Annotated in this window: 10 protein-coding genes; 5 read left to right on the top strand and 5 right to left on the bottom strand. The window is 62.2% G+C overall.

Features of this window, described 5'->3' with window-relative positions; translation table 11 throughout:
* Window positions 1-9 precede the first annotated feature (9 nt).
* A complete protein-coding gene (locus O9H32_RS07160; RefSeq protein WP_269865236.1) occupies window positions 10-816 on the bottom strand; it encodes a histidinol-phosphatase in 807 nt (268 codons plus the stop codon).
* A gap of 10 nt (window positions 817-826) precedes the next feature.
* Window positions 827-1,729, bottom strand: coding sequence for a LysR family transcriptional regulator (locus O9H32_RS07155; protein WP_269865234.1), 903 nt, complete (start codon window positions 1,727-1,729; stop codon window positions 827-829).
* A gap of 346 nt (window positions 1,730-2,075) precedes the next feature.
* Between O9H32_RS07155 and O9H32_RS07150 the strand changes: the two genes are divergently transcribed.
* Both O9H32_RS07150 and O9H32_RS07145 read left to right on the top strand, forming a co-directional pair.
* Window positions 2,076-3,575: an MDR family MFS transporter gene (locus O9H32_RS07150; protein ID WP_406627271.1), complete on the top strand. Its 1,500-nt coding sequence runs from the start codon at window positions 2,076-2,078 to the stop codon at window positions 3,573-3,575.
* A gap of 13 nt (window positions 3,576-3,588) precedes the next feature.
* The gene (locus O9H32_RS07145; protein ID WP_269865231.1) at window positions 3,589-4,146 is read left to right on the top strand and encodes a PadR family transcriptional regulator; all 558 of its coding nucleotides are present in this window, start codon (window positions 3,589-3,591) and stop codon (window positions 4,144-4,146) included.
* A gap of 363 nt (window positions 4,147-4,509) precedes the next feature.
* Here the strand turns inward: O9H32_RS07145 and O9H32_RS07140 are convergent, their stop codons facing one another.
* Both O9H32_RS07140 and O9H32_RS07135 read right to left on the bottom strand, forming a co-directional pair.
* The gene (locus O9H32_RS07140; RefSeq protein ID WP_269865408.1) at window positions 4,510-6,033 is read right to left on the bottom strand and encodes an MDR family MFS transporter; all 1,524 of its coding nucleotides are present in this window, start codon (window positions 6,031-6,033) and stop codon (window positions 4,510-4,512) included.
* Between the two features lie 374 nt (window positions 6,034-6,407).
* Window positions 6,408-7,172 (bottom strand): MerR family transcriptional regulator, encoded by a 765-nt coding sequence (locus O9H32_RS07135; protein WP_269865230.1) that lies wholly within the window; start codon window positions 7,170-7,172, stop codon window positions 6,408-6,410.
* A 313-nt stretch (window positions 7,173-7,485) separates the two neighbouring features.
* On the opposite strand from O9H32_RS07135, the gene O9H32_RS07130 reads away from it, so the two are divergent.
* Both O9H32_RS07130 and O9H32_RS07125 read left to right on the top strand, forming a co-directional pair.
* Complete coding sequence (locus O9H32_RS07130; protein WP_269865229.1) at window positions 7,486-11,892, top strand: DEAD/DEAH box helicase; 4,407 nt, start codon at window positions 7,486-7,488, stop codon at window positions 11,890-11,892.
* Window positions 11,893-12,080: 188 nt separating this feature from the next.
* Window positions 12,081-12,677 carry a hypothetical protein gene (locus O9H32_RS07125; RefSeq protein WP_269865228.1) on the top strand — a complete coding sequence of 199 codons (597 nt, stop codon included), beginning with the start codon at window positions 12,081-12,083 and terminating at the stop codon, window positions 12,675-12,677.
* A 188-nt stretch (window positions 12,678-12,865) separates the two neighbouring features.
* Here the strand turns inward: O9H32_RS07125 and O9H32_RS07120 are convergent, their stop codons facing one another.
* A complete protein-coding gene (locus O9H32_RS07120; protein WP_269865226.1) occupies window positions 12,866-13,396 on the bottom strand; it encodes a hypothetical protein in 531 nt (176 codons plus the stop codon).
* Window positions 13,397-13,524: 128 nt separating this feature from the next.
* Here O9H32_RS07120 and O9H32_RS07115 point away from each other — a divergent pair, with 128 nt between their 5' ends.
* Complete coding sequence (locus tag O9H32_RS07115; protein ID WP_269865224.1) at window positions 13,525-14,394, top strand: DinB family protein; 870 nt, start codon at window positions 13,525-13,527, stop codon at window positions 14,392-14,394.
* The last annotated feature ends 81 nt before the right edge of the window (window positions 14,395-14,475 follow it).

Genomic DNA, 14,475 nt, shown 5'->3' with positions numbered 1-14,475 from the left:
TGATAGGGATTACAGCGCGACTTTCACCATCTGCTTCTCTTTGAAATAGACCCAGTCGCGGAAGCCGATGTCTTGGAGCCGGGCCGCTACATCTTCCCAATCGTCGCCGACGCGCTCGGGCTTGTGGGCATCGGAACCGAAGGTCACCTTCACGCCGAAATGCAGGGCACGCTCGAGGATCGCGTCGATCGGATACCAGCCACCGCAGTCCTTGGTCTTGCCGGACGTGTTGATCTCGATGGCGATATCGTATTCCCCAATCGTCTTCAGCGTCTTGTCAACCGCATCCGATTGGATATCGGAGAAGGCCGGGTAGAAGCCGCGCATGGCATCGATGTGGCCGAGAATCTGGAACATCCCGCTGCGGGCCGACTGCTCGATGAGGTGATAGTACAGATCTTTCTGCTCCACCTTCTGGCGTTCACTCAGCCCGTTCCAGCGCTTCTTGTTGAAGATGCTGGCGCCGCCCGACAGGTGCACGGATCCGATGATATAGTCGAACGGATACTGGTCGTATACCTTGCGGTACACCTCGGCATGCTCCGGGAAGAAGTCGGATTCCACGCCGAGCAGCACGTCGATCCGGCCGGCATATTCCGCTTTGAGCTTCTGCACTTCCTCGATATAGCGGGCGAACTCACTCTTCGCCATGGCAATTCCCGGCTGTTCGCGGTCCACGGCGCTCGCGAAGTAAGGGGAATGGTCCGATATGCCGATCACCTGCAGTCCGTGCCGGATGCCGGCTTCGACATAATCGCGGATTGTGCCTACGGCATGGCCGCAGCGTTCATGATGGGTATGCAAATCGAATTTCATGGTCTTCTCCTCACTCCGAACCTATGAATTGAATTTCCTGCATGCCTTTGAGATCGAGCAAAAATTGGTGCAGCGCCGAACTGAGATAGCGGCCCGACTTGTAGACCACGCCGACAGGGTGGGATATCTCGAGCTCGTTGACCTTGATCATCTTCAGAGTGCCGAGCCGCAGCTCGCTCTGGATGGAGAGCTTGGAGATAATGGCGGCGCCGAGATTGAGCTCGACCATCCGCTTCACTTCCTCGCTCGACGACAGCTCCATGACGACCTGCGGCGTGATATAGAGCTGCTTCAGAATCTGGTCGACGAAGCGGCGGCCAGCGGTCTCCGGCGACAGCATGATCAGAGGCAGATCATGGAGCCGCTCGATCGGCACATGGCCGTACTGCGCCAGCGGGTGGTCCGGCGAGACGACGAGCTCGAAGGTGTCGTAGTAGAGGACCGAGCTCTCCAGTGCCGGATGCTTGTCGAACAGGTAGGTGATGCCGATGTCGATCGATCCGTTCTCCACATTCTGCATGATCTGCGAGGTCGTCATGGAATGGATCGTCGTCTTGATCAGCGGGAATTGATTCTGGAAGTAAGACAAAACCCGCGGCAGAATCTGGATGGCAATGGAAGTTGTGGTACCCAGATCGATATGTCCCTGGGGCGTCAGGTGAAGATCGGAAAGGCGCTGTTTGAGATCCTCCACTGTCTGCAGGATGATCTCCGCATGCTCCAGGAAGACTTGGCCGCTGTCGGTCAAGGTAACGGGCTGGTTGCGGTCAATCAGCGTCGTCTTGAACTCGTCCTCCAGGCTCTTGATCTGGGCGGAGACGGCCGGTTGGGTCAGATTGAGCAGTTCGCCCGCTTTACGGAAGCTCATGGTTTTGGAGATCGTTATTAGGGTTTCCAATTGATTGAGATTCACGTCGTTCCTCCTCTCCCAAGGTGTGAACGTGCGCGCTGAGAACGTCTTCATAAATAACGAAAATTTATCAGGTATGTATTTAATATAAATACAATTTGTCGCACAATTCCATTATATGATACTTCCGGGTTCAGGGCAAACTAGAAGAGGGAACGGTAGGTGAAGATTGGATGAAGAGATTCGCTCCTCTTGTTTATTACTCAAATTTGAGTATAATGAATGGAGGTTACGGAACGTTTCTCTGCAGCCTTATACCCGATTTACATAGGAGTGATGTCTTTTGTCTCACCAAGTTTCGCTGTCTTCATCCAAGCAATCGAATATTCCGTGGACGGTGGCCGGTCTCATGCTGGGGCTGCTTCTCGCCTCGCTGGACCAGACGATCGTCTCCACGGCGATGCCGACGATTGTCGGTCTGCTCGGAGGGCTCGAGTATTACGTATGGGTCTTCTCCGCGTATTTGATCGCCAATGTCGTCTCGATGCCGATCTTCGGCAAGCTGGGCGACATGTACGGCCGTAAGCTCTTCTTCCTGATCGGGCTCGTTGTATTCATGATCGGCTCCGCGCTATGCGGGACCTCGTCTACCATGACCGAGCTCATTATTTATCGTGCAGTGCAGGGGATCGGCGGCGGCGCCTTGATGCCGATCACCTTCGCGATCGTCTTCGATATTTTCCCTCCGGAGAAGCGGGGGAAGATGCAGGGGTTGTTCGGCGCCGTCTTCGGCATCTCGAGCGTACTCGGTCCGCTCGCCGGCGCTTATTTTACGGACAACGTGAATTGGACATGGATTTTCTATATCAATCTGCCGCTCGGCATCGTGTCGTTGATTCTCATCTCGATGTTCTACCATCCGGTGCTGCCGAGCAACCCGAACCAGAAGATCGACTGGCTCGGCACGGTCGTCTTCGCTGTCTCGGCCCTTGCACTGATGTTCGGTCTGGAACTGGGGGGCAAGGAATACGCATGGGGCTCCCCGCAGATTGTCGGCCTGTTTGTTGTGGCGGTGCTGTTCTTCATTCTCTTCCTGGTTGCCGAACGCCGGGCGTCGGCGCCTATTATTCCGCTCGAACTGTTCGGCAACCGGGTGTTCACGGCCAGTATGGGTGCGAGCTTCTTCTACGGGGCGCTGATGATTGCGGCCGCCACATATATCCCGCTGTTCGTACAGGGGGTATTCCAAGGCTCGGCGACCAGTGCCGGTCTGGTCCTGACCCCGATGATGCTCGGCGTCGTGGCCAGCAGCGCGATCGGCGGCCGTTTCATCGGCCGGATGCCTTACCGCAATATCATGCTGGGATCCGTGGTGCTGCTCCTGCTCGCCACCATTATGCTCAGCATGATCTCTGTAGACACGCCGAGATGGCTCATTACAGTGTACATGGTGCTGATGGGCCTCGGGATCGGAACAGGATTCCCGGTCACCTCCGTCTCCTCGATCCACGGGGTGCCGTTTCATTACCGGGGAATTGTCACCTCGCTCGTGTCGTTCTTCCGTTCGATCGGCTCGGCCGTTGGCTTGACCGTGCTCGGAAGCCTGCAAGCTTCCTCTCTGCAGAAGCGGCTGGCAGAGACGCTGCCGAGTTCGGGCGGGCAGGCCCCGGCTGATCCTCGGGTACTTCTCTCGCCGGAGTTCCAGGCCCAGGTGCCGAAGCCGGTGCTGGAGAAGCTGATTATGGGCATGGCGGATTCCATCGCTTACGTGTTCCAGGTCTCGATCGTCATGGCCGTGATCGCCTTGGTCTTCATCCTGCTCATGGGCCGGGCCAAGCTGGAGATCCCTGCCGGCGGAGCTCCGGGCAGCGGCGGGAATCAGGACCGTCCGTCCCCTCAAGGTCACTAAGGGGGAGATGTCCGTGTCTATGAAGCTCGTGATTCTGGGGCTGCTGATGGAAGGCGATAGCCATCCGTACGAGATGCGCCAGAAGATGAAAGAAAGGGCGATGCTCAACTACGTCAAGATGCAGGAGGGCTCGCTCTACTATGCGATCGATACGCTGAGGAAGTCCGGCCATGTGGAAGCGGCCGAAGTCGTAAGCGAGGGCGGGCGACCGGACCGGACCGTCTACCGGATTACCGGGGAAGGACGGAGCTTGTTCGGCCAGCTGCTGCTCGGGCAGTTCGAAGACCCCAAAGCGGTGTTCCATCCGATGTATGCGGCGCTGGTGTTCGCGCGGCACGGGGATTCGCAGCGGATCGCGGATATCCTCGAGACGAAAGTAGAGGAGCAGCGGTGCAGCGTCAAGCATCTGCAGGAAGTCTATGAAGAGCATATCCCGGAGGTGCCCCGGAGCGTGCTTCATATCATGAAGGGCCGGCTCGAGCATGCGGAGACGGAGCTTCGGTGGCTGGAGCGTCTGCTAGCCGACAGCCGGGCAGGCAGGCTGGGCGAGAGGGGCATACCGCTGGAGTGAGCGGCCAGCCTGACCGCATGGGAATGAGCTAAGCCCTGCATAAGTGGGGTGACTGGAGCGGCGGGCTGCAGCTTCCGATTGAACCGGGCGATTGCAGATGCGGACTGCGTGCCGAAGCTCCTGCTGTACGGAGCGGCTGGTGTGAATGAACGCGGATGCGACGGCAGACGCTCTCCTAACGGATCATGCCCAAAAAGCAGAAGGACCAGGAGTTACAGGTCTTTCTGCTTTTTTTTGCACTTGCACTTTATTGGGGGGCTGCAGCATCCCGCTTGGGACGAGTCTGCCGAGCCCCTCGCCACAAGAGTGGAAGAGCCAACTCTCCAGGGAATGGACGTATGCAAGACACGCCTACTCCCCCTGTTATTCTGCAGGTGCCTCCTCCTTCGATCGGCCCGATATGGCGATGCGGCCGAGGAACGGGGTGAGCAGAGCGCCGAGCAGCACGAAGGCGAGACCCGTCCAGAATACGGCATGCAGGGAATCGACAAGCGAGGCTTTGATGACCGGCACGATGCCGCTCAGCCGCTCGGGCGGGAACTGGGACAGCGACTCGGGATTCAGCAGCGAGGAATAGAGCCCCTGCGGGTTCGTGTGCACCATATGGGTGACGGTCTCTTCGAGTCCCGAGGCCCCTGCAGGAAGACCGTGCAGCAGAGGAAGCAGATTCGCCGATAACAGTGTATCCGAGCGGCTGTTCATGACGACGCCGAGCAGCGTCATGCCGAAGGTGCCGCCGATCTGCCGAAAGAAGGTGCTCGAAGAAGTCACAACGCCGATCTCGGACTTAGGGAAGTGCTCCTGCAGAGTCAACGTCAGCAGAGGCATGACGAGACCCATACCGAGACCGATCACGAGCATAATGCCGCTGGCGTAGAGCTTGGTCGTCTCCATCCCCAAGGTGGTCAGGAGAAAAAAACCGCCCGCCATGATCACCATGCCGGCCGTCATCTGTGTCCGGACGCCGATCTTCAGCACGAGCTGCCCGCCGATAATGCTGGCAAGGATCATCGTGACCATCATCGGCGTCATCACCGTACCGGAGGCCGAAGCGCTGATGCCCACGATCCCCTGCATGAACAGGGGCACGAACATGATGGCCCCGAACATACCGATGCTCATCAGGAAGCCGATGGCGTTGATGATCGAGAAGGTCCGGTCACGGAACAGACGGACCGGCAGGATCGGTTCGGGGGTCGTCGACTCGATTCGTACGAAGGCGGTGAGCGCTGCCAGAGACAGCACGAACATGCCGATGATCTGCCAGGAGCCCCAGTCGTACTGGCCGCCTCCGAAGCTTAGCGCCAGGAGGAGGGAGACGACGCCGACAATCATGGTGGCCATGCCGGCAATGTCGAATTTTACGGGGCCGGTCGCTTTGTGGCTTTTGAGCCCCAGCGCGATGAGCAGCGTCGCCAAGATCCCCACCGGCAGATTGATATAGAACACCCAGTGCCAGTTCAGGGAGTCGACGATCCAGCCGCCGACCTGCGGACCGATGACCGAAGCGAGACCGAAGATGGCCCCGAACACGCCCTGCCACTTCGCACGCTGCTTGCCGGTGAACATGTCGCCGATGATGATCATGGCCATCGGCATCATGACGCCGCCGCCGATGCCCTGCAGCGCCCGGTACCAGATCAGCTGCGTCATATTCTGGGCTGCGCCGCACAGGACGGAGCCGACCATGAAGATCAGTAGGCCGGTGACATAGACGGACTTGCGTCCGAGCAGGTCCGCCAGCTTGCCGGCTATGGGGACAACGGTGGTGGAAGTCAGCATGTAGGCAGTCGTAAGCCAGGTCATGAGACTGAGGCCGCCGAGCTCGCCGACGATCCGGGGCATCGCCGTGCCGACAATCGTGCCCTCCAGCGCCGAGAACAGCATGGCGATGAGCAGTCCCGCAATCAGCACCCAGGAGCCGCCGGGACTGCTGCCCGATCCGCCCGGGTCTTCGGAGAAGGAGGGGTCTTCCTTGGAGCTGCCGAATAACGGGGGTTTCAAGGTCTTGGATTGAGCCATTGCGTTCAACCTCCATAGTAACGAGCAGTAATGAAGCAATAGTGAAGCAGTATCTATGCGTACGATCCCCGTTAGGTTTTCCCATGGCGTTCATCTTATTAACAGGCAGGGTCCGCAGTTTCTTCCAGCGGGTGCCGGAGGCAGATGCCGAGCCGGCTGCATGCCGGCAAGCCCCCATGCAGAACTTGGGGGCTTGATGCGTTAGGGCAGGGAGCCTTTCCTGCCCTAATGCTCCGTCATTAGCTTAAGCTGGCGTCGGCATAGGCTTTCATGGTGTCCCGCCAGTACTCGGCTAGATGGGGATGGAAGGCATCGTACAGTTTGCGGAAATCCGGATGGTCCGTATACAGGTCGCCGAGGCCGGCATACATCTCGCGGGTCGGCGTATAGAAGCGCGATACGATGCCGTAGTGTTCGGCTGCAACCTGCTGCGCCTCCGGGCTCTCCGGAGGAAGACCCTGCTCCAGAACGGAAGTAAGCAGCCGGTTCAGCCGGGCATATTCTTCGTTGACCCGGTCGTAATCTTCCTTCTTCCAAGTATGGCTGCGGATCTTGCTCTCGGCGATCCGCTCCTCCGCGTGCTTTCCGTACCGGTCGATGAGGTCGCGTTCGTACTGCTCCTGCTTGCTTTTGTCGAATCCTTCATAGAGTTCGTCGCGGTTCATGCTTCCCTCTCCCTTCAATTGACCGATGGTGCCATCGATCGTCTTCATCAACGTATGGAGGCGCTCGGCCCGAAGCTCCAGCAGAAGCCGGTGCTCCTCGAGCGCCGCGATCCGGTCGAACGCTTCGCTGTCGATCAGGCGGCGGATCGAATCCAGCGGAAAGTCCAGCTCGCGGAAGAAGAGGATCTGCTGCAGCCTGAGCAGCTCGTCGTCCCCATAATAGCGGTATCCGTTCGCTGCGTCGCGCTGCGGCTTCAGCAGGCCGATCTCGTCGTAATAATGCAGCGTCCTCACGCTGACGCCCGAGAGGGCGGCTACTTCTTTCACGGTATGCTTCATGGGAGCACCTCCTCGAGATCAAGATAAGCTATCACGCGGCGTGATAGTCAATAGGCGTGCCTGCGAAGAGGAGACAGCAGCAGGCAGAGAGCGGGCGGGGCATGGAGCTGCGATTATTATATTATGTAAGGGAACGCGGGTAAGGGGGGAGGGAGGAAAGGTCCATTTTCCCCATCTTACTATACTTTCCGTGGGGGATGGGCATGATGAGCATGGCTGCCCCGACTCTTGGTAAATATCCCCTCCTTTGCTATGATAAAAGGAACGAACATATATTCCATCACCGATAACTAGATCAAAGGGGAGCTGCAAGGTGGAAGCTTGGAGGGAGACGGGCGTCGGCGGGCTGCATCCGGTATTGGCGTCCTGGTTCCACGGACGCTTCGGGGAAGGGACGGATGTGCAGGTGCAGGCCTTCGGCCCGCTGCAGGCGGGAGAGCACGTGCTGATCGCGGCGCCGACCGGGTCGGGCAAAACCTTGGCGGCACTGCTGCCGTGTCTGGACTGGATCATCAAAGCGAAGGAAGCGGAGGAGACGCCGGAAGCGAAGGTGCGGCTGCTCTACATCACGCCGCTCAAGGCGCTCAATAACGATGTCCATCACCATGTGATGGGCTATATTCCCGAGTTGCAGGCGGAAGCTGCGAGACTCGGCCTGCCTTGGCCAGGCCTCAGCGCAGGCGTGCGGACCGGCGATACGACGCAGAGGGCAAGGGCCGCCATGCTGCGGCAGCCGCCGGATGTGCTCGTGACGACGCCGGAGTCGCTGTATATTCTGCTGACTTCCGTGAAGGGCAAGGCGATGCTGAAGCATGTCAGCCATCTCATCGTGGACGAGATCCACGATCTGGCCGGCGGCGACCGGGGGCTGCATCTCTCGGTGACCCTGGAGCGGCTTACGACCCTCTGCGGGCGGACGCCCCAGCGCATCGGAGTGTCGGCGACGCAGCGGCCGATCGAACGGGTCGCCCGATACCTCGGCGGATGGGAAGCGGGAGCGGATGCGGATCCGTCCGGCTCCGCAGGGGGCGACGGGCTGCGGCCCAGGGACGTGCGGATCATCGAGAGCCGCATGGACAAAGTATTCCGGCTCTCCGTGACGATGCCGGAGCAGGCGCCGATCACGCAGGACCGGCAGGAGGCGCTCTGGGCTCCCTTGACCGAGCGGATTGTGAAGCTGATGGAAGGCGCGCGGTCCGTGCTCGTCTTCACGAACAACCGCCGCCTGTGCGAACGTCTGACCCTGCGGCTCAACGACCATGTCGGCTACGAGATGGCCCGCTCCCATCACGGCAGCGTCTCCCGCGAGCAGCGGCTGGAGGTAGAGCGGGCGCTGAAGGCCGGCGAACTGCGCTGTCTCGTGGCGACTTCGTCGCTGGAGCTCGGGATCGATGTGGGGCATATCGATCTCGTGCTGCAGATCGACTCGCCGAAGAGCGCCGCCTCGGGCATCCAGCGGATCGGCCGGGCGGGACACGGCGTGGGGGATGTGAGCACAGGCATTATCCTGGCCCGCAGCCGCAGCCTGCTCGCCGAATGCGCCGTGCTGGCCGCCAAGGTAAGCCGGCGCGAGATCGAAGAAATCCGCATTCCGCGGGAGGCGCTCGGCGTGCTGTGCCAGCAGATTACGGCGATGGTCGCAGGCGGAGTATGGACCGCTGATGATGCGTTCACCGTTCTGCGGCGCAGCGACAGCTACCACAGCTTCCCGCGGGAACGGTTCGAGGCGGTGCTCGAAGTGCTCTCCGGCTATTATCCGTTCGTGAAGCCGCTGCTGGATTGGAACCGGGAGAGCGGCGAGCTGGCGCCCCGCAGCATCACCGCGATGGCCGCTATCATGGGCGCGGGCACGATCCCCCAGGGCTCGGCGTATCCGGTGCATCATGCGAACTCCCGCATACACATCGGCGAATTGGATGAAGAGTACATCCACGAGAGCCGGGTGGGCGATGTGTTCCAGCTCGGCACTTCCTCTTGGAAAATCCAGCGGATCGCCGGCGACCGCGTCTACGTCACGGAAGCGGGCGAATCCTTCAGCGAGATTCCATTCTGGCGGGGGGAGGGGCAAGGGCGCACCCTGGAGCTGTCGCTCGAGATCGGCCGCTTCCTCGAGGAGCTGGAGCAGCGGCTGGACCGGGAAGCGCAGGCCGATACGGCCGAGTGGCTCGGCACGTCATATGCGATGGATGCGCGGAGTGCCGACGAGCTGCTCGGGCTGGTGCGCTCGCAGAAGGCCGTCTCCGTACTCCCGACGCACCGGAGGATCGTCGCCGAACGGTTCCAGGATGAGATGAAGCAGCATTATCTTATTCTTCACAGTCCCTTCGGCCGCAAGCTGAACCGGACCTGGCAGCTCGCTCTCCAGCACCTCTTCGAGAGCAAGCTGCCATACCGGCTCTACGCCAGTACGAGGGACAACGGCATCCAGTTCGTCTGGCCGGATGTCGGAGGGGCGGCGATGGAGGGGGTGATTGCGCTGGTGCGCAGCGTCCACTCCGGGAACATCGAGTCGATTCTCCGCCAGGCGGTCCCGGCATCGCCGTTGTTCGGCTCGGTCTTCCGGCGGCTCGCGGAGACATCGCTGCTGCTGCCGCGCAGCTTCAAGCGGATGCCGGCGTGGAAGAAGCGGATGCGCAGCGAATCGCTTCTCCGGGAGGCGCTGCCTTATGCGGAGCGGTTCCCCTTCCTGGGCGAAGCGATGCGCGTATGCCTCGAGGAGGAACTCGATGCGGCAGGGCTGAAGGCGGTGCTGCTCGGCATCGAAGAGGGACGCACGGAGTGGACCGTCTGCGAGAATGCCTTCCCTTCCCCATTCGCGGCCGCTTTCCTGGCGGATTTTGCGGGTGCACAAATCTATGAATCCGATGCGGTGTCCCGGGATCTGCAGCTGCAGCTGCTCGGCATGGACCGTTCGCTTGCCGGCGCCCTGTTCGGCGAGAATGCGGTACAGGCGCTGCTCACGGAGGAGGGGGCTGACGGAGGGCCGGCGGAGGAAGGCTTCGATGCGGAGCAGCCCGGCGAGCTGCTGCGCTACCTGAAGCGGCGGGGCGACCGCAGCCTCGCCGAGATCGCCGCGGACGCAGGGGCCCCCGAGGCCGGCGTGGAGCCGGCTCTGGCCGCGCTCGAGGCCGAAGGGCGGGCGGCTGCCGTACGGCTCGCCGGCGAGCGGCGCTGGATCCCGACCGAGGAAGCGCAGACCTATGCGCGGCTCCTCGACGATCCGCTGGCGCTGCGGTTCGTGCTCGCCCGCTCGGTGGAGGGCAGCGCCGAGCCGTTCACCGTCCGGGGGCTGGCGGCCCGCTACGGCATCAAGCCGGCTATCGCGGCGGAGGCGGCCGCCGTCTGGGCGGAAGAGGGACGGATCGAGCCTGCTCCGGGCAGCGAAGCAGGCGGCGAGCCGGACGCTTGGGTCTCGCGGGAGGCGCAGTCCCGCCGCATCCGGCAGGCGGTGCACGCGATGCGCAGCCGTTCGGAGCCGGCTGCCGGCGAGCGGTACCTTGCGCGGCTGCTGGAGCTGCAGCATGTATGGCCGGCGAGCCGCCTGCGCGGGGAGGAAGGGCTGCGCGAGGTCATCGGCAGGCTGCAGGGCTGCTTCCTGCCCCTCTCCGAATGGGAGGGAACCGTGTTCCCCCTGCGGCTGACCGACTACCGCAAGGAGCTGCTCGACGGGCTGTGCGCCTCCGGCGAAGTGGTGTGGATGGGCCGCAAAGAGCCGAAGCAGAAGGAAGGGCGGGTCGCCTTCTTCCTCGCGGAGGCGGCAGAGCTGTATAGGCCGCTGCTGCCGGCCCGCTCCGAAGGCGGCGATGTGCCGCGGCTGCTGGAGGTGCTGCGGCAGAAGGGCGCTTCCTTCGTTACGGCGCTCGCCCGGGAGTCGGACCGGCTGCCCTCCGAGGTGACGGACGAGCTCATCGCGCTCGCTTGGGAAGGATGGGTGTCGAGCGACCAATTCTCCCCATTGCGCCAGCATGGAAGCGGGGGGAGCCGCAGCGCCGCTAAGGCCAGAACACCGCGTGCAGCACCGCGGTATCCGTCCACTCCCGGCCGCTGGTATGCGCTGGAAGCGCCCGATCCGGCCGGGCTTGACCTCCGCGCCTCCCTGGCGGCTTGGGTGAAGGGACTTCTGGGCGGCTGGGGGCTCCTGACCCGGGACCTCGTGAAAGCGCAGCTGCCGTGGGGCTGGGATGCCGTGTACGGCACGCTGAGGCAGCTCGAGAGCTGGGGGATGCTGACCCGCGGCCTCTGGGTGCGCGATATTCCTGCGATGCAGTATGCCGCCGCGGATATGGTGGAGAGCCTGCGGCGGCCAGCGGCCGGGGAAGAGGCCGCTTCCGGCGTGCTGCTGCTGCCGTCCGCAGATCCCGCCAATCCGTTCGGCCTCACAGTGCGCTGGCCTGCGGCCAAAGACATCTCCTTCGCCCGCAAGAGCGGCTGCGATCTGCTCCTCTATGGCGGCCGCTGGCTCTATTGGAGCGAGAATAACGGCCGGCGGGTGTATACGATGCCGAGGGAGGATGGGTTCGTCTTGGAGGCGGATGCCTTCGCCGGGGTCGTCAAGGGATTCGCGTCGGCCTATCTGGGGCGGCCGGGCATCCGCAAGCTCGTGGTGGATGTCTGGGACGGCATCCCTATTCTGGAGCACCCTGCTGCCGAACCGCTTCGGTCGCTCGGTGCCGAGACCGACCGCGCTTCGCTGGTCGTCTGGCCGAGCATGATCCGGTGATCCGGGCGTGCCCTTTACGCCGGCGTGCCCCCATTTTCCATTGATACTTTTTTCATTGATTCTTCGTCTTATGGCGTAAGTCAGAGTTTGGGTAAGTAAGAGTACGGACAACACCGCATAGACTCTACTATAAGCTCTTGCAATGACTCCATCTCGGGGTAAAGACCCGGGATCCAGACGAAAGGGTGATGAAGATGAGAAAAGGCATCATGCTCCTCCTGCTGGCGGTTCTATTGACCTTCGGGGCGGGCTGTACGGCAGACAAGAAACCGGCGCAGCAGCCGGGCAGCGGCGCGGCCGGTCAGACCGGCGGGGCGACGGACGCGAAGGAGGCTTGGCACCCGACAGTGGACGAAGCGGTGCAAGCCGGGCTCGCGGCGGAAAAAGGAAAGCTGCTGTCCGTGGAGAAGGATGAGGCCGAAACCTTCGTCTTCTACACGCCGGAATCCGGGGCGCCTGCAGGCGCTCTGGGGGTGGGCAGCATCACGAAGGGCGAACAGGGGTACAGGTGGTTCCGGGGAGAGGACTACCATGTGTCGAGCTCGGTGGATGTCCCGTTCGACTCCATGAGCTTCACGGCGAAGGCGGAGAGCGGGCATACCGTTAAGGTGTATGCCGGAAGAGTGTATGACGCCTCCGTCAAGCGGATGAACCTGCTCGATGGCGGAGCCGTGGTCCAATCGAAAGAGGTGGCCGACCCGAAGACGGGCCTCTATTACTTCATGGTGGAACGCCGCAAAGTCCCCGAGGAGAGCGGAGCGATGGAGGTGAAACCGGCGGTGTAGCGGGCTTGGCCCTTCTGCTGCTGAGGGCAGAGGCCGTTGCAAAGCCTATGAGCGCCTGCTTCCCGCCCGATTCGCCCGCGGATGAAGCGGCAGCCCGGCGGTTAAGCCGGCTTCCGCGGGAGAGCGGTGGTGATCCGAAGCCTACGCTCTTGATCCGAAACCCTAAGAAAGCCGGTCAGAGGCACCGATTACTCGGGCTCCTGCCGGCTTTCTTCCATTCGCTTCGGGAGCGTCTCTTCCATCCACCGCTTGAGATCGGGGGCTGTGATGCGGGCCGTCTTGTCATTCATCTGTACATTCACCGTCTGCGGGACAGAGACCCCCGTGCTGATCCAGCTGTCCCCTGTCGGGATGGCAATCCGGTCGATTGCATTCGTAATCGTAAGCCGGGTTCCGTCTACCGTTTCCATGATGAGCTGGTGCGGCCCGCCGGAAGGGAGAGGGCTGCGGTTGAAGCCTCCCTGCAGCGTACCCTGGGAGAGCCAGTATAGGATGCGGGCAAGCTCGAGCCGGTTCGCATCATGGAGCTGGAGATCCAGCTCAGCCGAGCTGCCCGGAATCCCTTCTTCACCGCTGCCGGAGACGAGGCGGGCGGCCGTAACGTTCTGGGCTGCCGGGAAAATGGAGGCCGGGGCTTGCACATGGCGGTCGGCGGCTATGCCGGCCCAGAGCAGCGCAGATGCCGCCAGTACGGCCAGAAGCAATAGCGTTTTATTCATACAAGGAAGACCCTCCGTGAGGCTGGATAGTGTGATGTCCGGACTGGTCATCCTTACAAGTATGGGCATATTGGGAGATTATCATTGATCGGAACCATATTTTTTGTGGCAGGAGCGGGGGAGTTCGGATGGGCAAGGCGGATCTGTTGCTAAAGGTGACGAAGGCCGAAGAAGCCGCATGTTGGTATGCGGATGTGCTGGGATGGGAGCGGGAAGCGGATGGAGAAGGATGGGCGATGCTCCGAATGACCGGAGGAGCGTATGCCCTGTTGATGGGAGAGAAGGGAACGCACGCCTGCCATGCGGCGGAGGGTGCCCGCTCCGTAGAGCCCGGCGGACGGTTCTATCTTCCCGCTCCGGCAGAACCGGGAGGGCTGGACGGTTTGGAAGCAAGGGTCCGCGGGGCTGGCGTCCGCTGCTCGGACGAATCCGAGCCGGGCTGCTGGCGTACCTTGACGGTGCATACCCCTGAGGGCTACCGGGCGGCCTATTGGCAGGAGCTGTTTCCGGGGGAGGACGAGATTGTGGCGTTGTTCGAAGGGGGACCCAAGGAACTGGAGACGGTGCTGGCGGACCTGGATGAGGCGCAGCTGGACTGGACCGCCGCCGCAGGGGGCTGGAGTATCCGGCAGCAGGTGCTGCATGTGGTGGATCTGGAGCTGGCTGCCCTGCATAAGCTGAAGTTCGCGCTGGCATCGAGGGAACCCGGGCGGGAATACCGCAGCCCGGGCTTCAGCCAGGATGATTGGGCCGAGGGGATGCGCTACGCGGACCGGCCCATCGGCACCGAGGCGGCCTTGTTCCGCCTGGTGCGCGAGCATGTGCTGTCGGTCTGCCGGCATGTGCCGGGCGCCTTGGCCCGCAGCGTGGTCACAGCCGGAGGGGGCGAAGAAAGCGCAGGCCGGCTCATGAAGCAGATGGCCGGGCATGCGAATGTGCATCTGCGCCGGATCGCGGAGATCCGGACGCTGCACGGCTGCCCGCCTGCGCGGGGGTAGCCGATCCGCTCGGCAAGCTCCATGAGGTGCCGGCAGGAGGATGCGGCTGCTGCACGGCTGCCCGCCTGCGCGGGGGTAGCC

The organism is Paenibacillus caseinilyticus (genome assembly GCF_027533645.1).
Lineage (GTDB): Bacteria > Bacillota > Bacilli > Paenibacillales > NBRC-103111 > Paenibacillus_G > Paenibacillus_G caseinilyticus.
This window is presented reverse-complemented; position numbering and strand designations above follow the sequence as displayed.